The sequence below is a fragment of the Cellvibrio sp. genome, from assembly GCF_039207905.1.
Taxonomy (GTDB): Bacteria; Pseudomonadota; Gammaproteobacteria; order Pseudomonadales; family Cellvibrionaceae; genus Cellvibrio.
In genome coordinates this window covers 16,864-39,765 of the sequence record NZ_JBCECX010000044.1, presented here as the reverse complement: position 1 = coordinate 39,765, position 22,902 = coordinate 16,864, and the positions used below count along the sequence as shown (strand labels likewise).

At 46.3% G+C, this 22,902-nt stretch carries 14 protein-coding genes; 8 read left to right on the top strand and 6 right to left on the bottom strand.

What is annotated here, in order from left to right; translation table 11 throughout:
• Positions 1–198: 198 nt before the first annotated feature.
• The 5 genes from AAGC78_RS19340 to fliD all read left to right on the top strand — a co-directional run bounded on the left by AAGC78_RS19340 (position 199) and on the right by fliD (position 9,594).
• Positions 199–1,938, top strand: a complete 1,740-nt coding sequence (locus AAGC78_RS19340; protein WP_435785750.1) for a flagellin — start codon at positions 199–201, stop codon at positions 1,936–1,938.
• Between the two features lie 61 nt (positions 1,939–1,999).
• Entirely contained in the window at positions 2,000–2,392 is a 393-nt protein-coding gene (locus AAGC78_RS19335) for a flagellar protein FlaG (RefSeq protein WP_435785749.1), read from the top strand.
• A gap of 434 nt (positions 2,393–2,826) precedes the next feature.
• On the top strand, positions 2,827–4,569 hold the full coding sequence (locus AAGC78_RS19330; protein ID WP_435785748.1) for a flagellin: 1,743 nt from the start codon (positions 2,827–2,829) through the stop codon (positions 4,567–4,569).
• A 121-nt stretch (positions 4,570–4,690) separates the two neighbouring features.
• Complete coding sequence (locus AAGC78_RS19325; RefSeq protein ID WP_435785747.1) at positions 4,691–7,342, top strand: CHASE domain-containing protein; 2,652 nt, start codon at positions 4,691–4,693, stop codon at positions 7,340–7,342.
• A gap of 200 nt (positions 7,343–7,542) precedes the next feature.
• The gene (gene fliD / locus AAGC78_RS19320; protein ID WP_435785746.1) at positions 7,543–9,594 is read left to right on the top strand and encodes a flagellar filament capping protein FliD; all 2,052 of its coding nucleotides are present in this window, start codon (positions 7,543–7,545) and stop codon (positions 9,592–9,594) included.
• A 62-nt stretch (positions 9,595–9,656) separates the two neighbouring features.
• Here fliD and AAGC78_RS19315 read toward each other — a convergent pair whose 3' ends face one another.
• Entirely contained in the window at positions 9,657–10,253 is a 597-nt protein-coding gene (locus AAGC78_RS19315; protein WP_435785745.1) for a TetR/AcrR family transcriptional regulator, read from the bottom strand.
• 108 nt (positions 10,254–10,361) lie between these two features.
• Between AAGC78_RS19315 and AAGC78_RS19310 the strand changes: the two genes are divergently transcribed.
• The 3 genes from AAGC78_RS19310 to AAGC78_RS19300 all read left to right on the top strand — a co-directional run bounded on the left by AAGC78_RS19310 (position 10,362) and on the right by AAGC78_RS19300 (position 19,652).
• Positions 10,362–11,537: an MBL fold metallo-hydrolase gene (locus tag AAGC78_RS19310; protein WP_435785744.1), complete on the top strand. Its 1,176-nt coding sequence runs from the start codon at positions 10,362–10,364 to the stop codon at positions 11,535–11,537.
• Positions 11,538–12,120: 583 nt separating this feature from the next.
• Entirely contained in the window at positions 12,121–17,646 is a 5,526-nt protein-coding gene (locus tag AAGC78_RS19305) for a discoidin domain-containing protein (RefSeq protein WP_435785743.1), read from the top strand.
• A 98-nt stretch (positions 17,647–17,744) separates the two neighbouring features.
• Positions 17,745–19,652: a TonB-dependent receptor plug domain-containing protein gene (locus AAGC78_RS19300; RefSeq protein ID WP_435785742.1), complete on the top strand. Its 1,908-nt coding sequence runs from the start codon at positions 17,745–17,747 to the stop codon at positions 19,650–19,652.
• Positions 19,653–19,704: 52 nt separating this feature from the next.
• Here AAGC78_RS19300 and AAGC78_RS19295 read toward each other — a convergent pair whose 3' ends face one another.
• The 5 genes from AAGC78_RS19295 to AAGC78_RS19275 are packed head-to-tail and all read right to left on the bottom strand — an operon-like array spanning position 19,705 to position 22,871.
• On the bottom strand, positions 19,705–20,280 hold the full coding sequence (locus AAGC78_RS19295; RefSeq protein ID WP_435785741.1) for a DUF1566 domain-containing protein: 576 nt from the start codon (positions 20,278–20,280) through the stop codon (positions 19,705–19,707).
• A gap of 47 nt (positions 20,281–20,327) precedes the next feature.
• On the bottom strand, positions 20,328–21,707 hold the full coding sequence (locus AAGC78_RS19290; RefSeq protein WP_435785740.1) for a hypothetical protein: 1,380 nt from the start codon (positions 21,705–21,707) through the stop codon (positions 20,328–20,330).
• A gap of 2 nt (positions 21,708–21,709) precedes the next feature.
• Positions 21,710–22,132 carry an ExbD/TolR family protein gene (locus AAGC78_RS19285; protein ID WP_435785739.1) on the bottom strand — a complete coding sequence of 141 codons (423 nt, stop codon included), beginning with the start codon at positions 22,130–22,132 and terminating at the stop codon, positions 21,710–21,712.
• Positions 22,122–22,439: a MotA/TolQ/ExbB proton channel family protein gene (locus AAGC78_RS19280; RefSeq protein ID WP_435785751.1), complete on the bottom strand. Its 318-nt coding sequence runs from the start codon at positions 22,437–22,439 to the stop codon at positions 22,122–22,124. The genes AAGC78_RS19285 and AAGC78_RS19280 overlap by 11 nt, the downstream gene beginning before the upstream one ends.
• A gap of 21 nt (positions 22,440–22,460) precedes the next feature.
• Complete coding sequence (locus AAGC78_RS19275) at positions 22,461–22,871, bottom strand: hypothetical protein (RefSeq protein WP_435785738.1); 411 nt, start codon at positions 22,869–22,871, stop codon at positions 22,461–22,463.
• Positions 22,872–22,902 lie beyond the last annotated feature (31 nt).

The following is a 22,902-nucleotide window of genomic DNA, read 5'->3' as shown; positions in this document are numbered from 1 at the left end:
TTATATAACTCTTTGTAATATTTTTTGTTATTTTTCAGTGTAAATAGTTGGTTCCTGCCATAAAAAAAATCTAAAGCTACTCCCGGATGTGTCGATAACCTTGTTAGAAGTGCTGAATTAGTCCGATGTTCTCAGACTTCATCAACCGACAAAGTTTTAGCAGTGATCCTGCACCGACATTAATCCAGGAGATTAATCATGGCTTTAGTAATTAACACCAACGTAGCTTCTCTTAACTCCCAGCGTCAGTTGATGAGCTCAGGCAACGCGCTTGATAAGGCAACTGAACGTCTTTCTTCCGGTAACCGTATTAACTCTGCAAAAGACGACGCTGCTGGCTTGGCGATTGCTAACCGTATGACCTCACAAGTTCGTGGTCTTGACCAAGCGATCCGTAACGCTAACGACGGTGTTTCTCTAATTCAAACCGCTGAAGGTGCGTTGCAAGAATCAACCAACATTTTGCAACGTATGCGTGAACTGTCTGTTCAGTCTGCGAACGGTATCTACGGTGAATCTGACCGTAAAACCCTGCAGGCGGAAGTAAAACAACTTCAATCTGAATTGAACCGTATTTCTGAAACCACAACTTTCAACGGTAAAAACCTGCTTGATGGTTCTTTGGGTACTACTTCTCTGCAAGTAGGCTCACAACAAAACCAAACTATCGATGTGAAAATCGGCTCTTTCGGTGCCAATTCATTAGGTGGTGCTTCTGCTGATGTTGTGGGTTCAGCTACAACTGCCGGTCTGGCCTCATTGTCAGCAATGGTTGCAGATACCTGGACCGTTAACGATGTAAGCATCAAGAGTCTTGCTGACGCCGTTGCCGGTACAACCCTTGAAAAGAAAATGGCTGCATTGAATGCTGACCTGGAGAATTCCGGTGCTGTTGCTTCAACCCTGGTTGAAAAGACTGCCGAAAAAGTAGGTAGCGGTGTATTGATTGCAGGCACCAGCCAATTGACTATTACCTTGGCGGACAAGTTTGGTAACAACCAAACCAGTATCATTACTGGCACCAACAATATGAATGAGTTGGTAGACAAAATTAACAAGGAAACCAACGTACAAGCCAAATTGAACGATGAAGGTAAGTTGGTATTGTCAGCAGAGAACGCAGTGTCAATTACCACTGCGGATACCTCTACTAACGACGGTGCAACCGGTGTTACAGATGCTGCTTTCAACTTCCGTTTAGTTTTCACTGATACCAGTGCAGACAAAAGTGGTGTGAAAATCGAGCGTGGTACTGCAGGTTCAGCAGCTCTTGAAGCAGCTTTAGGTGTTAACGTTCAAGATGACAACGGCAACTTACAAGGTGCTACTGTTGGTGGTGCAGCCGGTACGATTAACAAAGGTGACTTGATTATCAATGGTGTAGAGATTAAGGCAATCACCTTGACTGCTGTGGCCGCTGATAACCAAGCTGAAATTATTAAGAAGCTGAATCAGCAATCTAGTGAAACCGGAGTAGTTGCTTATGCCGGTACTGAAACTAGTGGTATTGCATTGCGCTCTACTTCTGGTGATCCAATTTCAATCAAATACGGCTCAAACTCTACTGCTGCGACAGTATTGGCTCAAACTGGTTTCAAAGAGTTGAATGCATCTGAAGGTGTTGGTTCTGTGGCGTCAATCAATATTTCTACTGCTGAAGGCGCGCAAAAAGCCATCGGTATCATCGACAAAGCTCTGGAGCAAGTAAGTGCTACCCGTGCTGACCTCGGTGCTGCGAACAACCGTCTGGACTTTACTGTTTCTAACTTGTCAAATATCTCTGAGAAAACTTCAGCTTCACGCTCACGTATCATGGATGCTGACTTCGCGGCTGAAACTGCAAGCTTGAGTCGTTCACAAGTGCTGCAACAAGCTGCTTCAGCGATGTTGGCCCAGTCAAATGCTCGTCCACAACAAGTACTTTCACTGTTGAGATAAGGTGATACTGAATCAAGGCTAGCCTCAGGGTTAGCCTTGAATGGGTTCTAGTGAGGGCTAAATGATGAATGAAATCACTAAAATAGCGGCGGGACCGGTGCAGATTAAAACTGCACCGGCTTCGCCATTGTCGAACGGTGCTCAAGGTCAAAAAACCGGCAATATTTTGCCGCCGGTTGCCGAAGCGGCAAAGTCTATACCCCAGGAAACTGTCAATTCTCAAGCGGTTCAAGAGAAAGTACAGGCTGCAGTTGCCCAGATGAACGAGTATATTCAGTCAAATCAACGCGACTTGAACTTTAGTTACGACCCTGAATCGGGGGAGACAGTTGTTAAGGTTATGGATAGAAATACGCAAGAAGTAATTCGGCAAATTCCGAATGAAATTTTCTTGCGTTTGGCTCAACAAATGGCGATTGATGATCAAGTTAGTCTGATTAACGCGCAGGCTTAATTGAATATCTAAGTCGTTGTTTGTAATAGACTTTTAAATTCTTCGTGTGATTAAAAAAAGAGCAGCTTTGGCTGCTCTTTTTTTTGCTTTTTATTGCAACGGATGAGTTTTTTCTTTTTTTACTTTCAATTTTTTTATTGAATATTGAGGCCAATTTTTTTTGTAAAAACGTTTTTTCAAACCTCGCGATTCCTCGATATAGCTCTTGATTCCCCTCCCACATCAACGCCTGTTTTTTTTTCTTGGCACACTCTGTGCAAAAGTCGGTTTAGGCGAACCGTAAAGAAATCCTGTCGTAGCAAATTTCTTACAAGTCTTGCCACAAAGTTCGGCAGTTCACGACGGGTTTGATGGTCGATGTCCCTGAACTTGATCATTCGACTTGTCACAGCAAACGCAAACTGTGGACAGGAACAATCATTAGGAGATTTATTATGCCTTTAGTCATTAACACCAATGTCGCTTCCTTGAATTCACAGCGTCAACTGATGAACTCAGGCAATGCGCTTGATAGAGCAACAGAGCGTTTATCGTCTGGTCAGCGCGTCAACTCCGCTAAAGATGATGCCGCAGGCTTGGCTATTTCTAACCGTATGACATCGCAAATTCGTGGTTTGGATCAGGCGATCCGAAATGCAAACGACGGTGTGTCACTCGTGCAAACCGCTGAAGGTGCATTGCAAGAAGTGACTAATATGTTGCAGCGTATCCGCGAGCTGTCAATTCAATCTGCGAACGGCATTTATAATGATGATGACCGTAAAACATTGGACGCAGAAGTGCAGCAGCTGAAAAAAGAAATGGATCGTATTTCAGAGACCACTTCATTCAATGGACAAAAATTGCTTGATGGCACTATGAAGGGAACTTTCCTTCAAGTGGGTTCACAAGCGAATGAAACCATGGATGTAAGTATCGGTTCATTCTCGACAACCAGTATGGGCGGTACTTCGGGTGATATCGTGGGAGAGCCTACCACCAATGGATTGACGGCGTTGACCGATTTGGCTGCTGGTGACCTAATTGTTAATGGTGTTCCTCTTAGTTTAATTCCAGCTGCACCGGCACCCACACTGAATGATGCCTTGAAAATTTGGAATGGTGACTTGGATGGTAAGGGCGCCAGTGTGACCAGTCTGGTCCAGTACACTGCAGCCGGTTCGGGGTCAGGTGTTTTGCGTGCGCCATCTGAAACGCTGACAATTGCTTATACCGATGGTAATGGTTTGACTCAATCTTATGAGTTGACCGGTACCAACAGCATGAAAGATTTGGTTAACAAAATTAATGCTGAAACGGGTGTTGAAGCCGCTATTACTGATAGCGGTAAATTAGTGTTAACTGCACCTGGCGGAACCTCGCTTGTCGTAACTGATTCTTCCACTGGTGGTGGAGCATCGGGTGCTGGAGTTACCACTGCAGTAACTACCAACTTCTCATTAGTCTTTAATGATGAAAGTGCTGATAATCGTGGTGTAGTAGTTCAGGCAGCGGCTGCTGCTGTGCCTGCAGAGCTGGCAGCTTTGGGGATTGATGCTCAGGATGCTAATGGAAACCTTTTGGGGACGGCTGTTGCAGGTGCTGCGGTTACCTTACAAGAGGGCGATCTGATCATTAACAACGTACCTATCGGTAAAATTACCGGTGTGAACACTGCGGCTACTGACTTGGCCGAAGCTGTGCGTGTAATCAACCTTTCTTCTGATAAAACAGGAGTGGTGGCATTTGCGGGGGGCACAGGGCAAATTGCGTTGCGTTCAGCTAACGGTGAAGCAATCTCGATTAAATATGGCGATACAGCTACACCTGCAAACATTATTGCATTAACTGGTTTCCAGGAACGCAATGCCACTGAAGGTGTAGGTAGCGTGGCAAGTATCAAAATTGATACTTATGAAGGCGCTCAGCGTGCAATCGGTATTGTTGATAAAGCATTGGAGCAGGTGAACGCGACCCGTGCAGATCTGGGTGCGGTGAACAACCGTCTGGATTTCACCATGTCTAACCTTGCCAACGTATCGGAAAAAACATCGGCTTCCCGAGCACGTATTATGGATGCTGACTTCGCGGCCGAAACCGCAGCATTAAGCCGTGCGCAAGTGTTGCAGCAGGCGGCTCAGGCGATGTTGGCACAGTCTAACGCGCGACCAGAGCAGGTGTTGCAGCTGCTCAGATAAGCAGCAATCGTTAACCGCTTGGAAAAAAACCGCAGCTTGCTGCGGTTTTTTTTGGTTTTTTGTAAGTGATCCGGCGCTTCGTCGACTAGGCTTAAGGAAATCAAAATCAGGTTTTTGCTGCATGCTTAATTTCCCGCGATCATCACCGGCTCTGCTTGTGTTGCGCATTTTTTTGTTGGCTCTCGCTTATGTTGTTGCTGGGCGATTGTCACTACTTCTGGCGATTCCGCCGGGTTTTGTCTCAGGTATATTTCTCTCTATGGGGATTGCTCTGGGCGCGGTGCTCATTTGGGGTTCCCCAATGGCAATCGGGGTATTCCTCGGCTCGGTCTTGTTGAATATTTCAATCAGCGCTTCACCCTTCATATCCGTGCAGGTAGTAATGGTCGCTGTGGGAATTGCCTGTGCCAGTACTCTTGCCAGCTTGATAGGCGCCGCGCTCATTCGTCGTTTTGTGGGTTTCCCCAATAGCCTTACCGATGAGTGGCGAATCTTTGCGTTCTTCACCCTTGGCGGGCCAATTGCCACCAGTGTGAGTGCGAGCATTGGAGTGTTAGTGCTGTATTTAAACGACATCATTCCAATCAAACACATGTTGTACAGCTGGTGGACCTGGTGGATTGGTGATGCTATCGGCGTTTTGATTGCTACGCCGCTGGTATGTGTATTGTTTGCTGAGCCTCGTCATTTTTGGCGCGGACGACGTCTGACGGTTGGGGTGCCATTGGTCGTCAGTAGTTTGATTGTGATTGCTGTATTTGTGATGTCGAGTAATAACGAGCAAAAAAAGCTCGATGATCAGTTTCAGCAGCAGGCAAGATTGGTTAGCGGAGCAGTTGATTCGAGCCTTTCCTCTGTCACCTACACCTTGGCAACATTGCGCGGTTTATTTGCGGCATCAGAATATGTAACTCGCGAAGAATTCTCCTCCTATATCAAATATGTGATTGTCGAAAAACAGGGCGTCTCTGGCTTCTCTTGGAATCAACGGGTTTTACACGATGAGCGTGACGACTACGAAAACAGGATGCGCGCAGAGAGCATTAATAGTTTTCATATTAAAGAAAAAAATTCAGCAGGCGATTTTGTTGTTGCACCCGAGCGCGGTGAATACATAGCGATTACTTACGTAGAGCCTTGGCAAGAAAATGCCAGAATTCTCGGATTTAATGTTGCATCTGACCCCGTACGTGAAGAGGCTTTAGTGCAAGCACGTGACACGGGGGCGTTTGCAATGACCAAGCCATTACAGCTCCTGGCCGATGATCAACAGTCACCGGGGGTGATAGTTTTTTATCCGGTGTATAGCGGCATGGATATGGCAAAAACGCTTGCTGAACGGCAAAGAACGTTACTTGGTTATGCAACTGCCATTGTGCGAACAGGGGATTTAATTAATTCTGCTCTTAAAGCTTTTTCAACCGGTGATTATCATCTCACTATCAATGATGTCACTGAGCCAGATAAATCCTACATTTTTTATCAGGCAAGTGAATTTCAAGTTCCTGCTTATGCGCAGGATTTAGTATTGAAACAAGAGCTATTCGTGGGCGGGCGAAAACTATTGGTAACCGTGAGTCCAACCGAAAAGTTTTTAACAGAGCATGTGAGTTTGCAATCCTGGTTTGTGTTGGCTGGCGGATTATTATTTAGCAGTTTGCTGGGCGGATTTTTGTTGTTAATCAGCGGTAGAACACAACACATCACTAATCTGGTTGAGCAGCGCACGAAAGAGTTAGCCGCTATTTTAGAGAATGCAGTTGAATCGATTTTAGTGGTAGATGAGCGGGGTATTATCCAAAAAGCAAATCCGGCAGCAGCACAATTATTTCGCTATCCGCTTGCGCAATTTGCCAGTTTACATATTGCTGATTTGGTGCCGGTGTTACATCACAAATTTATGGGGCAGGGCGAAGAATTTAATGCTGCCGATTTGCGTGAATGTATTGGGCGTTGCCGGGATGGTGGTGATGTAGAAATTGAACTCAGCGTTAGCCCTGTTGCTATTCACGAGCGGAAATTTTTTACCTTTATCATTCACGATGCGACTGCCAAGCGCAAAGTGGATCGGTTGAAAAGTGAATTTATCTCAACCGTGAGCCATGAACTGCGCACACCCTTAACATCGATTAAAGGCGCGTTGAGTATTGTCACTAGCGGTAGTTTGGGTGAGCTTCCACAGAAGGTAAATGACTTGCTTGTGATTGCCAGTAATAACGCAGACCGTCTTAATCGGTTGGTAAACGATATTCTGGATGTAGACAAGCTGGAATTCGGTAATGTGGTTCTATCAATGAAACCGTCTGCCATTTATCCGCTCTTGCAGGCGTCGATTGAGCAGAATCTTGGTTATGCCGCTCGTTATGGTGTAAACCTGCAACTTGAACCTCCAGCAGATGATTCTGGTGTTTTGGTTAATCTGGATTCCGACCGTTTTTTACAGGTCATGGCGAATTTGCTGTCAAATGCTATCAAGTTTTCGTATCTGGATGGTGTGGTGCGAGTAAAGCTTGAGCATGAGGGCAAGCTCATAAGGGTATCAGTTAGTGATGAAGGAGAGGGGATGGCCGAGGATTTTCGCCAGCGTATCTTCCAGAAATTCGCGCAAGTTGATTCATCGGACACGCGCCGGCGAGACGGGACCGGATTGGGGCTTAATATCACCAAAGTCATCATCGAGCGTATGGGTGGGAAAATCGATTACCACTCAGTTCTGGGGAAAGGCACTACTTTCTACTTTGAGTTACCTGTGGCGAATTGGGAGGCGAGTTGAAAGGTGAGTTAAAAATAGATCTGTTTATTTGATTTATTGATAATAAAATCAATAGATTGGCTTGGTTTGTGCTCAAGTCATATTAGAAGTAACTATTTTCTTAAAAAGCGGCAAAACCGGCTAAAGTTTACCCATTGCTTGCCGCTAACCTATGTAATTGAATATTGCCAAGCGGTAATTCATCTGGCGTGGAGGTATCTATGGTGAGCAGTACATCGAACACTACTAGCAACAATGCATCAACAGGTTCAAGCATTATCAGTGCTTTAGGGACCGGTTCAGGCATTGATATCAACAAGCTGGCTGATCAACTCTCTGAGGCAAGCAAGTCTGTTCAAGCTGAAAAGCTGACTAGCAAGAAAACCTTGCTGGAAACCCAGATTTCGGACTTCGGCCTTTTGCGTAGTTCCCTTTCCAAGTTGGAAACGGCTGCTGCTGCTCTGGGAAGCGCAGATACTTTTAATGCTAAATCCCTTTCTATTCCAGACACTAACCTGATTGAAATTACCAAGCTGGATGCCAAGGCAGTTGCGGGTAGTTATCAGTTAAAAGTGGAGCAAGTGGCGCAAGCACAATCATTGAGCTCAGGTACTTTTTCATCGCCAACTGCGCCTATTGGTAAAGGCACATTGGTTCTTCGTTTGGGTGAATGGAATTCAGCATTGGATGATTTCACTGTCGACTCTTCTAAAAAGGGTGCGACCATCACTATTGATGACAGCAATAACACGCTCACCGGTTTGCGCGATGCTATCAACAAAGAAAATATCGGCGTAACTGCCAGTATTGTAAGCGACGGAGGCTCTTATAAATTATTGCTGACATCAAAATCCGGCGCAAAAAACGAAATTGAAATCACTGCCACTGAAGATGCCGGATCTCCGGGATTGGCGTCGTTTAACTTCAACGAAAGCTCGCGTAGTTTGGTACAGCAACAAGAAGGGCTTGATGCCAAAGTTCGCATCAATGGTTTGTTGGTTAACCGTGAGTCAAACAATATCACTGATGTTATCGATGGGCTTGAATTCGATATCTTCGGTGCATCACTTACTGAAACGATTAGTATTACGATCAAAGAGGATAAAAGTACGGCAGAAACGACTATTCGTGATTTTGTAACGGCATACAATACCTTTAAAACAGAAGTTGAAAAACTGATTGGTTTTGATACTGAGGCAAAAGAATACGGAAGCTTACATCGCGATCCGCTTGCCAAGAACTTAATGCAAGGCGTGCGCAATGTTTTATCCGCTGCCGTTCCGGGTATGACTAGCGATTTTAGTAGTTTGTCGACTATTGGTATTCGTACCAAAATTGATGGCTCTTTAGAGATAATCGAGAATAAGACTGATACAGATTTTCGTGCGGCTATTGATAAACATTTTGAAGCTGTACGTGATATTTTTGTACCTAAAACATCATCAACTGCACCTGATATTGCATTGACCAAGTATTCAGCGAACAGTCAGCCTGGTACTTATGATGTTGTTATCACCCAGCAGCCAAGTAAAGGTAAGCTTGAAGCGGATCCAGTAGTTTCATTTCCAATTGATACAACGGGTAAGGACTACAGTTTTACCTTCTCTCTTGATGGAACCAGTTCTTCATCAATTAGTTTACCTGCGGGTAAAACCTATGCGACAGGTCAAGAGCTTGCATCAGAAATTCAAAGTTTGATTAATCTCGATAGTAAGTTCAAAGAGGCAAGAACCAGCGTTGCAGTTACGTTTGATTCTGGAAAATTGGTATTTCAATCTGACGCTTACGGTGCTGCGAGTAATGTTGGCTTTTCTGCTGTCGGTGCTGATATGGCAGACTTGGGAATTTCTGTCGCTACGGGCACTGCGGGTAAGGATGTTGCAGGAACCGTAGATGGTGAGGTGGCATTCGGGTTTGGCAACGTTCTATTACCGGCAATCGGAAGTAAAGCAGAAGGTTTGAGCATGACAGTTCAGCCTGGAGCAACCACAGGAAAGATTACTTTTACGCGTGGATTCGCAGGAACTTTGACCAGCCTTGTTAACGAATATCTGAAGAGTTCAGGTGTAATCAAGGAGCGTGAGACCAATATCGACAAAGAGATTAAAAAAGTAGGTACTGATGAAGAGACGTTGAATCGCCGTAGTGATGCCTACCGCGCGCGCCTGATGGCCCAATTTCAGGCGATGGAGTCTATCGTGCGTAGCTTGAACTCCACCGGCAGCTTCCTTGATGGATTGGTTGATCGTTTGCCATTCACTTCCAGCAATTAAACAAAGATTATTTGGGATTTAACCACCGGCTCAGCCGGTGATTTTTATTTAGAAACCCATTGCTAGTCAGTTTTATATCTTGCCAAAAACATAGCCACAGCCTCATCAATAATTTTCTCCCGCACTTCATCCGTTTGTTTTTCCAGCCCGAACAGGGTTGGATAAAACACAAATGATTTCAGTTGGAAAATAAATTGTTTGCTGGCGAAGGGAATGTCAGTAATTTTCAATACACCTGCGTTGCAGGCATCAGTTAAAAAAGTTTCCAGAAAACGCTTGCAGCCCAACGCGTTGTCGCTCATCACTTGCGCAAGCTCCGGACGTTGCATAACTTGCATAATGGCGATTTTTGCCACGCGCAAAAACGCATCTGAACTGAGTAAGGTGACTTCATCCTCGGCGATTTTACGCAGCTGCTGGTCGATAGGGCGGGTTGCATCGAAGCGTAATTCACTCCCTTCGGCGAGCTTGTCGAACATCCTCTGTAAAATAGCCTGAAATAACACATCTTTGGTTTCGAAGTGGTTGTAGACGGTACGTTTTGATACCTGCGCTTGTTGCGCGAGTTGATCCATGCTGGTGTTTTCCACACCAACGCTGTGGAACAGCTCTTCGGCTGCGTCGAGTATTTGCATGCGTTTTTGGTCGGTCAGTTTCATCAGTTACCTCGTAGTCATCCCGACATTCTAGCCTGTGATCAAAAAAACTGCACTAATCAGTTTACTTATTGGTTTTATTATGTAAACTGCACGGTGTAGTTTATCGATATGGTTGGATCTATGCGCGTATTGGCGAAAGTAACAATCTGGCTGCTGGGCAGCCTTGTGGCACTCACTTTAGGAGTCATCGTGGTGAATACAGAAATTGTGGCAAGTGTTGATGGGGCGTCTTTGGCTCAAGCCAGCCAATACAAAAATGGCCGGTTTTACAATGCCAAGGTATTTGAGCAGCCGGGGTTTGTGAAAACCCTGGAGATTTTCAAACGTTATTTTACTGAGCCTGCGAAGGACAAAGTGCCGCTCAAAGCCGTGCCGGTGGAGCAGGTGAGCCGGGCGCAGCTGGATGCACTATCGGATAACGACCTGCATTTTATAAAACTGGGGCATTCCTCCATCTTGTTAAAGGTATATGGCGAGTATTGGTTGTTGGACCCGGTATTTTCCGAGCGGGCATCGCCATTTTCGTTCTTGGGGCCAAAACGTTTTCATCAAGCGCCTATTACGATTGATGAGTTACCGGAAATCGATAAGGTGCTGATCTCCCATAACCATTACGATCATTTGGATAAAGCCAGCGTTAAAAAACTGGTCGCCAAAACCAAACAGTTTCTCGTGCCGCTCGGTGTGGAAGCGGATTTGCAAAAATGGGGTGTAGCACCGGAGAAGATCGCACGGTTTGATTGGTGGCAAGAGTTGCAAACAGATAATGCGCTGATTGCATTTACTCCTACCCAGCATTTCTCTGGTCGCGGGATTGGTGATGGCAATAACACTTTGTGGGGCTCCTGGGTGATCAAAACCGCCGCAGGCTCTCTCTATTTCAGTGGTGACTCGGGCTACTTCGACGGCTTCAAGCAGATCGGTGAAAAATACGGCCCGTTTGATGTTGCCCTGATTGAAACCGGCGCATACGACAGCGACTGGGCTGACATTCACATGACGCCGGAGCAAAGCGTACGAGCGCATCTGGATTTAAAAGGACAGGTGATGGTGCCGGTACATAATGGTACTTTTGATTTGGCGTTCCACAGCTGGTACGACCCCATGGAGCGTGTATTTGAGGCGGCGCGACAATCCAGCGCGACCTTATTGACTCCGGTATTTGGCCAACCAATATCCTTTGTATCATTGAAGCAACATGTGGATGCCAGTACAAAGTGGTGGCGCAAGTTGATGCCGGAAGGTCAGGTTGCTGTATATGATGAAGCGGTGTTAACGAAATAAAACAGGATGACAAGTAAGCATTTTTTGCATGAAGAATTTTTTACTTGATGCTCTGTTTCTACAAGCCCTGCAATTTCAGGGCTTTTTATTTTCCAGTTTTCTAATTTCGATAAGAAAAATCAAAAAAATTTATTATTTCCTTCATCAATTTTTGTCTCATTTTATGTGTGAGGCGCATCTCGTTACTGTTGTCGGCTCATTGGCATAACAGCGTATGGATAGTGTTTTTTAGCCGTACGAAGCTGTTTTTGCGTACGTATTGTTAACACTTAGCCGTATATCGATTAAAAATTTACCCGCCTTATGTGCCATGTTTCTCAAAAAACCTTCCCATTAATCCCATGTTTTCGCAAAGCGCCAAAGTGAGATGAGTTTGGATCTTTCGCTGCGTAACATGGGCTGGCTCAGTAAACCAATTAGCAATATCAAATAAGAAGTAACAACGTTTACCGCGAGCAATCAACCGTGCGGCTTGCCCCGTATTTCATCTCCATATTTTCAACCTTCAACGTAGCGCACTGCTCTTGGCAACTAATGCTTTGGCGTGGCACTGCGTCATTCCAGTTCTATTGGAGGCAACTCAATGAACACCTTTATAAATATAACCAGGTGGTGCAGAAATATTCGTAACCTGAGTTTCCCACTCGCCGTGGGTTTGTCGGCATTCTTTGCTGCCGCACCGGTAAGTGCACAGGCTCCAGTCGCCACAGATTTTCAACGAACGGTAGTCGCAGAGGGACTGGACTTGCCGATGGAGTTTGAAGTCTCTACCGACGGCCGCGCGTTTGTAGTGAGCAAGTGCGGCAAGTTTTACGGTTGGAAATTGGATGGCGGTGTCGCCGCTGTTACGTCCACTGTGCCTAATGTGCGCTGTGTATTTGAAGATGGTTTGTTGAGTCTCGCGCTTGATCCCAAATTTACCCAGAACGGTTATATCTACGTCCAATACACCTCGCCGGGCAGTAAGACGCGCGTGTCGCGTTTTACGGTAAATGCCAATAACGCGCTGGTTGCCGGGTCAGAATCCATTATGTTGGAGTGGATTACCGGCAGCGAAGCCCACGGCCATATGGGCGGCAGCATGAAGTTCGACAAGAGCGGCAATCTGTTGATCACCACCGGTGACAACAATGCAGCGAGCGGATATTTCTCTGAAGGTGCGCAAGCGACCTCGGGAAATACCAACGATTTGCGCGGTAAGGTCTTGCGCATCACTCCGACTGCCGACGGCAAATACACGATTCCAGCGGGCAATTTGTTTCCTGCCGATGCAACCCATCGTGCCGAAATTTACGGCATGGGTTTCCGCAATCCCTTCCGTATCAATATCGATCCACTAACGGGATACTCATATCTTGGTGATATCGGCCCGGACTCTTCGGCAGCAAGCGCCGAAGGCCCCGGCGGAATGGATGAGATCCATGAGCTGCGCACGTCAGGTAACTATGGCTGGCCGTACATTATTGGTTTTAACGAACCCTACGCCGGTTTTAATCCCAATAACATTGTTAACAATTTTGTGCGCAATACCGGGGCAAAGAATTTGCCAGCAGCTAAACCGGCGATTTGGACTATTCGCCACCAGGCGACCATGGCAGGGCCGGTATATCGTTTCAATGAAGCCATTACCAATGAATTTAAATTGCCCGCGTATTACGACGGCCGTTTAATTTTCTGGGATTTCAACAGCAGTAAATTCTCTACGCTCAATCTTGCCTCTGGCGCTACGCCTTTGGTTGCAGAAGATTTCCCACTCAACACTGCAAATTTCCAAGGCGCTATCGATGCAGAACTTGATCCACGCACCCACCAGCTTTACGTGCTGCAATGGGGTTCAGGTTGCTGCGATAAGGAGCCCTTTGGTAATGGTGTGCTTTACCGTTTTGATTACATTGGTGATCGCGATAACGGTACCAACGTCGCCGTAGGTGGTGTTGCAACAGCTACTACAGAAACCGGCGGCAATCTGGCGTCTTATGCGATCGACGGAAATCCGAATACCCGTTGGGAAAGTACTGCGGCAGATCCGCAAAGTCTGACCATCGACCTGCGTACGCCAACCACTATTGCAACCATCCTGATCAAATGGGAAGCCGCTTTCAGTTCCAAATACATTATTGAAGGTTCGGTGAATGGAACCACCTGGGAGCGTTTGGTTACCGTCACTAACGGTACCGGCAATTCCGAATTGCATATGATCAACTCGTCTGCTGCTTATCGCTATGTGCGTTTGACTGGCACAGCGCGCGCGAGTGCTTACGGTCATTCAATTTATGAATTTGAAGTCTATGCGGGTGACGAGCCTGAGCAGCCGCTAACACAATATGCCTATTTGAATATGCCGAAAACCCTGGATGCGGCTTTCACTGGTGTTCCTAAATTGCTGTCGCAAACTGGTGTGTTCAGCAACACGCCCAACATGGTACCGAGCACTAATCTTTTACCTTTCGCACCTAACAGTCAGCTTTATTCCGATAACGCCACCAAAGCGCGTTGGATTTCTTTGCCTGCCAATACCAAAGTGAAATGGGATGCAAAAGAAAACTGGGTTTATCCGCAAGGCACTGTCGTGGTGAAAACATTTGAGTTGCCAACCAATGCGAATAATCCAGCGACTAAACGCCGTTTGGAAACTCGTTTGCTAGTGGTGAAAGCAGATGGCAAAGTCTACGGCGTTACATACAGATGGCGCGCTGACAACACAGACGCAGACTTGTTAACGACCGGTGCGCAGCAAAATGTGAGCATCACTAACGCCGACGGTACAACGGCGACACAAACCTGGAGTTATCCAAGCCCGACCGAATGTATCGATTGCCACAACGCGCAATCCAGCCAAATTCTCGGTTTAAGTACTCGTCAATTAAACGGTAATTACACCTATCCAAATGGTGTGACTGAAAACCAATTGGCGCACTGGAATAACCGCAATTTATTTGCTCCGGCATTTGTGAATAGTCAGATTGCAGGCTTCGATAAAACCGTTGCACTTAACGATACCAGCGCATCATTGGAAGCGCGGGTGAAGTCGTATCTGGATTCCAACTGTGCGCACTGCCATGGTGTTGGTGCGGGTGGTTCACAGTGGGATGCACGTTTTAATACCCCCTTAAGCCAGATGAAAATTGTGAATCTCGCTACTACTGGTATTCGCGATTACATGGCGGATTACGGCATTGCCAATGCAAAAGTCGTTGCAGCAGGAGCACCGCTGCAATCGGTACTTTATATTCGCGATAAGAGCATTAATCCGAATGATCGTATGCCGCCGATTGGTCGCTCGCTGGAGCACAAAGAATATATCGATGTGTTGAATCAGTGGATCACTGGTTTGTCGGGTACTCCGCCACAAGGCAAGGTGTTGTTATCTAAAGGTAAGCCGGTAACGACCTCATCAGTTGAAGGTGGTTTTGTTGGCGCTAATGCTGTTGATGGTGATCCGGTAACTCGTTGGGGCAGTTTGTTTACTGATCCGCAATGGATTGAAATCGATTTGCAAACGCCGCAAACCATCAGCGAAATTAAATTGCTGTGGGAAGCCGCTTACGGAAAATCCTACAACATCCAGGGATCGCTAAACCGTACGACTTGGACGCAAATTGTGAGCAAAACAAATGGCACCGGTGGCGCGGAGACTCATAGCAATTTGTCCGGTTCCTATCGCTACATTCGTTTGAATGGCCTCACTCGCGGAACTGGTTACGGTTACTCGCTATTTGAGTTTGAAATTTGGGGCGGTAGCGATACTCCTGTTGCTACACCTACAATCAATTTCACTACACCGGCAGCGGGTCAGCAATACACGCAAGGTAATGCAGTAACTCTGCAGGTTTCTGTTTCTGATGCGACCTGGTTTAGCAGCGGCGGTACTTACCGATACACACTCGATACCAATACAGCAGTATCTGTTGCTAACGCAAATCCAGTCACGATTCCGGCGCCTGCAGTTGGTGCGCACAGTCTGCGTATCCAACTTTATAACGCAGCGGGCCAAGCAGTGGGTACGGCGAGCACTAACAACTTCACTGTTAATGCATCAGTACCGCAAACGCCGGTGTTGATCTCGCAAAATAAAACGGCAACAAGTTCTGCGGTGATCGGCGGCAATAATGCAGCTGCAGCATTTGACGGAAATATGGGTACCCGTTGGGAAAGTATTTTTGCCGATAACCAATACATCCAGATCGATCTCGGCAGCAAGATGAAGATCACTCAAGTCGTATTGGAGTGGGAAGCAGCTTACGGTAAAGGTTATGTGATCGAGACATCGGACACCGGCACTGGTGGTTGGACAGAATTGTTCCGCACTACCACCGGGGATGGTGGGCAAGATGCATTGACTGTAAACGGGCAGGGTCGCTACGTGCGTCTGACCGGTATTACCCGTGCGACTCAATACGGTTTCTCGCTGTGGGAATTCCGCGTTTACGGTACTCCGCTTGATGTGGTCACTACGCCAACAATCAACATTAGTTCACCAACTGCTGGTCAACAATTTGTGCAGGGTAGCAGCGTTAGTTTGCAAGTGGCTATTAGTGATTCAGCCTGGTTTACCGCAGGCGGTAGTTATCGCTACTCGCTCAATAATGCAACAGCAATCAGAGTGACTAATGCAACTGCAGTCAATCTGGGCGCCTTGCCGGTCGGTACTCACAGTGTTGCAGTAACCTTGCTGAATGCGCAGAACCAAGTGGTTGGCACTAGTGCGACTAACACCTTTACCGTAAGAACTGCAGGCGATACGCAGCCGACACCAAGTCCGGCAAAACTTGCACCGGTTGGATCAAGTGCAACCAGTTTCGTGGGTATCAATACAGTTGCGAGTGCGCACGATAATAACGTCGCAACCCGTTGGGAAAGTGCGAGCACTGATACGCAAAATATCCAATTGGATATGGGCAAAAGTGTTCACTTCACCCGCGTGGTGTTGAATTGGGAAGCGGCTTACGGCAAGAGCTACGTGATCGAGGTTTCTGAAAACGGCAGCACTTGGGAAACCGTAAACACTACAACCAATGGTGATGGTGGTATCGATACATTGGTACTCGATGGTCAGAAGGGGCGCTACATCCGTATGCGTGGAGTTCAGCGCGCGACTGGTTACGGCTACTCATTATTTGAGTTTGACGTTTACGGAGTTGCTGCCGATGCAAACCTCGCGTTGATTAGTTTTGTTTCACCAGCAGCCGATGCAGTGATTGCACAAACCGAAGCAGTGAAATTCCGTGTTGCGGTTACCGATGCAAATTGGTTTAACGCCGGTGGCTATGTTTACTACCTCGATAGCAATCCTGCTGTGCGTATTAACAATCTCAATGAAATTAATTTGGGCTTGTTACCAACGGGGCAGCACAATTTGCGTATCAGTTTGGTGAATAGCAGTGGTGTGGAAGTGAGTGTGCCCAAAGTGCGCAAATTCCGTGTGAGCTGTGGCACGACTTGTCCGAAAGTATTGGTGTTCTCCAAAACCTCCGGCTTCCGTCACGACTCTATTGCGGCCGGTATTGCGATGGTGCAACAGATCGCACAAGCCAATGGTTATTCGGTTACTGCATCGGAAGATTCAAGTCTGTTCACTACCGCTAATCTCGCGCAGTACTCAACCATTGTGTTTATGAATACCACTGGCGATATTTTCACTGAGGCTCAAAAAACAGCGTTTAAATCCTATATGGAAAACGGAGGTGGTTTTGTAGGTACTCACTCGGCGGCGGATACCGAGCACAGCTGGGATTGGTATACCGATACGCTGTTCGCTGGTGCTGAATTTATTCACCACGGCGATGGCATCCCGCGCGCGAAAGTGAAAATCGAAAAGCCGGAAAATACTTTAGTCCAACACATTGGTGCGGAGTGGATGCTCGGAGATGAATGGTATTTCTGGAAAACCAATCCGCGCAGTGTAGGTAATGTTGAGGTTCTGGGTACCTTGGATCGAACCAGCTACACCTCGAATTATCCGGTGGCCGATCACCCGGTTATTTTCACCAACAGAGTTGGCACTGGCCGGATGTTCTACACCGCTATTGGTCACGTCGATGCGAACTTCTCCGATCCAAATATGGTGGAAATGATTCGCAAAGCAATTGAGTGGACCTCTGCGGATTAATACCCCGGTAGGAATAAGATTTAAACGTTTCATCCTCGCTTGTCCGCGCTGTTAATTCGGCGCGGACTTTTTCATCCTGATTTGATATTGAAATCCCTATGAACAATAAAGCAAAAAATCGATTAAAAAATATATTGCCGGCCGCTGTCTTGGTGCATGCTGTTCCGGTTTTTGCGCAACAAAATACTATTGAACAAATTATTGTTACCGGTGCGTACAATCCACTTGCGATTGAGCAAGTGTCATCCAGTGTGAGTGTGGTTGATCGGGAAATGTTGGTGCAGCTGAATAAAACCAATCTTGCCGATGTACTGCAATCGGTGCCGGGCGTGCTCATCGAACAACAAGGCGGCCCCGGCGGTTTGGCGGTAGCCTCTATTCGTGGCGGCGAATCCAATTACACTGTAGTAATGATAGATGGCGTGGCGATGAATGACCCAGGCAATAGCCGCGGCGGCGCATTCGATTTGAACAGTATTAATGTGGATTCGATTGAGCGCATTGAAGTTGTGCGCGGGCCACAGTCGGCAATTTATGGTGTAGATGCACTCGCCGGTGTGATTAACATTATTAGCCTGCGCCCACAGCAAGGGCATCAGCAATCGTTATCTGCAACCATTGGTGATGAAGGTTTTCAGCAAGGCGGTTTTAGCGCGCTGGGCGCAAGTGACCAAATGGATTATTCGCTGCAAGCGCGTGTACGCGATTCTGGCGAACCCGTTGAAGGCAGCACGGCAGAAGACAGCGAAATCAATTTGCGCTTGGGTTGGCGACCAATAGCCGCGCATATTGTTAGCGCGAGCTTTCGCTATTTTGACGGCGAACGCAGTAACTATCCAGAGCAAAGTGGCGGCCCTGAATTCGCCACTTCATCCGCGCTGGATTACACCGACTACACCGATGAAAGTGTTGCGCTCGGCTGGCAATTTCAAATAACCGATTATTGGAAGAGCCATGTGCAAGGCACTCACTACCAGCGCGATGAATCATTTAAATCGCCAGGAATTGCGCCTTATGGTGCTATACCGCCAAACGGTGCCGATACTGATTTCGAGCGTCAGCAAATTTCCTGGATCAATACTGTCGGCCAACAGGGGAAATTCTGGGCGAATATTGGATTGGAAAATCGTAAAGAGGAAGGCGATAGTCGTGGTTATCTGGATTTCGGTTTTATAGTGCCAACGGATTTTTCATTGGATCGCTCGACCGATAGCGGTTTTATCGATGTGAATGCGCAATTGAATGAAAAATTATTGCTCCAAGCCAGCTTGCGCAGTGATGACACCGATGGTTTTAGTAACGAGACCTCAACCAGACTGGGTGTGCGTTACCAGTTATCAGAAGCCATCACGTTGCGCAGCAACTACGGCGATGGATATAAGTTGCCGAGTTTTTTTGCACTAGGACATCCGCTAGTCGGTAATGCAGAATTAAAACCGGAAAACGTAGAAAGTTGGGATGCAGGAATCGCATGGCAGCTATCAAATCAACTCGCTACCAACATCGATTATTTTGCTAACGATTATCGCGATCCCATTGATTTTGACAGCGAGCTTTTTACCAACGTGAATCGCGAACAAGTTAAAACCAGTGGCGTCGAATGGCAAATGCAATGGAATAGTGTGGATAACCGTTTAGGTGTGCGAGGTAATGCGACTTATACCGATATAGATGTGAAAGATAGCGTTTCAGTCCTGACCGGTCGTCCGCAATGGCGCGCTGGTGCAGCTGTTGATTGGCAGTTCAGCGGAAGTCTGCGCAGCAGTCTGGATTATCAAACCGTAGGTGAGCAATTCGCAACCAGTCAGCACACCGGTGAAGCAACGTTGCATGAATTGGATAGCTATCGGCGGCTTGATGCCAATTTATTTTGGTCCGTAAGTGATTCACTCAAAATGACGGTATCGGTAGAAAACCTATTCGATAATTCCGCTACAACAGCAGTTGGATTTCCCGCTCCTGGATTATTGTGGCGTGTTGGCTTGCAATGGAAAAGCGCACAATAATATTTGTTTGGTACTACCCATCTTGTGTTCTGCAAGATGGGTAATTTTCTGGCTATTTAGTTTTATCGCCACGCACTAAGCGCAGTGGTAAACGATCACCACGAAAGCCGTTGTAGTAGTTGGAGGCACCGGTAGAAAAATCTACCGTCTGCGCATGTTCAGGATAGTTCTGGTAGGTTGAGGTGGACCAATAGGGAAGGGACTGGGTTAATGGAAAAATTTCGGGATTAACGACAGGTTTTATCGCCGTATTAGTTACCAGTGTTTTTAGTTCATCAATAGTCGGCACCCGCCAATCATTAAAACCACAGAGCTTTTCTCTATTGGCCGCATTGAGCAACGTGTTCCAGTCATCAAAAAAGATAGCCCCTGTTTTTTCTGCGCCCATTCCGCCCCAGCGATAAACATTGTCTTTATCGTGAATGCCATCATCGTCAGTTTTTAATTCCCACGTCAGGCCAGATTGCTGGATAGTTGCGCAGCGCGCGGCCTTCGAATTTGGTTTTCCCTTTTTATCCAGCAGGATGTAAGCTTCTTTTTTTACAATGTTATTGTGCTCTGCCGCATAACACATGGGTGATGATGAGAAAATTATTAACAGTGTTGAAATAAAAAGAGTGGATTTCATGGCTGCGGCCTCTCAGAAATACGCAACTATTATTAATGGAATGTATATTATTTCGTTAATACCAATGATGCAAAATAACCTCCAACCGCAGAAGGGTTGGGGCCATTGGATAGCTTGAACAGGATTGTATTGCGGCCTGCGCTAAGGTGAATTTGTGTTTTGGCTTCACTCAAGTTCCATTGTGCAATGTATTGTTGGCGATGAGCGCGAACATCATCAAAAAACCACTGTTTTGAATAGCCGCCTTCCCATACAAGCTTTTCATTTAACCAGATTTTTATATCATCATCCCCGCCAACCCATAACCAAAAATCAGCAGCCTTGTCGATTTTTATTTCAGTATAACCATAATAAACCGCATTCTCTGCCGGGCCGGGTGGAATCACCGGATAGCGTTTGGAATTGATATATTGCCAGGTTAAAACCCTGTCGTCTTTACCGAAATACTCAGCATCCAGATCTATTAGCTGTTCTGGTGGATATGAAGGATTGTGAAATAATTCGTTGCCTGCATAGCCGACGAAAGGGCCGATCAAGTACCAACTATTAAGATAAATTCGTTCGGCGTATTCGCCACCAGCGCCGATCACACTCCCCATTTTTTTATGCGCGGTACCTTCAGGTTCGGGAATAAAGCCAACATCAAAATAACTGGAGCTGGGCATGCTGTAAGTGGATCTATCCAGGAATGAATTGATCTCGCTCGCGGCCTCATTTGTATTGGCATTATTGTTTGCTTGTGAGTCATTACCTGTTTGCGAGCCATTACTACGTTGTCCACTACCGTGTTGCTCATTGCCCATTTGGATATTTGTGCCATTGCGCATTTTGTCTAACTGCATTTGGCGTTGTGTCAGGGCAGCGTGTGCTTCTTGTTCAAGTTTTTGGATTGATTTTGCGGTGTCTTCGACAGCTGTGTCAGGTTTATTTTTTTCCTGTTCTTGGAGCTCTTTTTTTAGGTTCTCTTTAGCTACCTGAGCATGCGCCTCTTCTTTGGGTACCTTCAATACTCTGGCAAGTTCTTCTGCCCTTATCTCATTTGTAAGCTTTTTTATGTCTTCCAAAGATTTTTTTGCGTCTGCGAGCAATTCCTCGGGTGTTTTTGGTGGTGTATCATCTTTATCTGGCGATTCTTTCGGTAGCGGTGTGGCGGTATTTGGTGTAATACTTTTTTCAATGAGAGATTTAATTTTTTCGATATTGTCCGTTCTCTGCTCAATATCCGCTTGCTTTGCTTTTTGTACTGAAGCGCTAACTCTGGATTTTTGCGCTTCATGTTTTTCATATTGCTGCAGTTTTACAGCTTCTGGTGTGTGGTTGGAGATAAGAGAAATAATCACAACATGAATGAGGAGCGATAAAAATACGTAGGGATGGCGACGAATATATGCGGCCAGTCTATAGTCCGATTCTATGTAGGTAGACATTGCTAATTCCGTGTGCGCATGGCGATATTGGTAAATCCTTCCAGCTCGCATAAATCAAGTACATGAACAATATTTCTATAGCTGGTGTTTTGATCTCCCTCCACCCGAATCATACGTTTGTTATCTTTTTCTGCCTCCCGCTTTAGAGCCTCGTGTAGCTGCTGAGTAGTTATTTTTTCTCTACCCAAATAGAGCTTGCCATCTGTATCAACACCAATAACCAGTGCTGGTTTAATTGCCTCATCTCGCTCCAGACTCGCGTCTGCAACGGGCAAAGAAATGGGTAACTCTTTCAGTTTTTTCTGCTCGTCGGCTTTCTTGAACGAAGTGGCGACCATAAAAAACATTAGCAGGAAAAAAATACAATCAATTAAAGCAATTAAGCCGATTTCCGGTTGTTCGTCATCGCCAAGATTAATGCGCATGATCAACCACCTTCAGGTGCGGTGCTGTTGAAACAACTGGCATAAACCATTCGTTGAGTAATTGGTTGATTTGTTTTTCCAAATTCAGGCCCATAAACGCAGCACGATTTTTAAAGTAATGATGCATCCCCAGCGCTGGCAGCGCGACACTTAAGCCAGCTGCAGTATTAATCAACGCCATTGATATTCCGCCCGCCAGTAATGCGGGATTTTCCATTCCATCTGCAAAAGCGATAGCTTCAAATGCGTCAATCATTTCGATAACAGTTCCAAGCAAACCCACAATAGGTGCAACTGTTGCCACTATCGCCAGCGCATAGGCTTTTTGCTAGTGGTAGCGCAGTTCAATAGAGGCGATATCACCCACACCATTATTAACGGTCGCGTAGCTTTGTTCGCGATGGAGCACCATAAAATCGATAGCGCGCGCTAAGGTGCTATTTTCTTTTGCCAACATGGTATGAATTTCGGGGTATTCACCCGCACGCCATAAATGACGTGCACGCTCGGCCAAATCAGGTGGTGCAATAAACTTGGAGCGAAACTTGACAAGTCGCTCGATGGAAACTGACAAGGCGAGAATGGATAAGCCGACAATAATCGGAATAGCTATGCCGCCATCGAACAGCATCTGCGAAAAACCAGGATCGCGCGCGTGAACAATTTGGCAGCTGAATAATAGAAAAGCCGAAGCCGCCGTAGAGCCTAACGGTTTAAAAATTTTTGAAGTGGGTGACATCCTTTATTAATCCCTTGTTAGTTATTGGAGG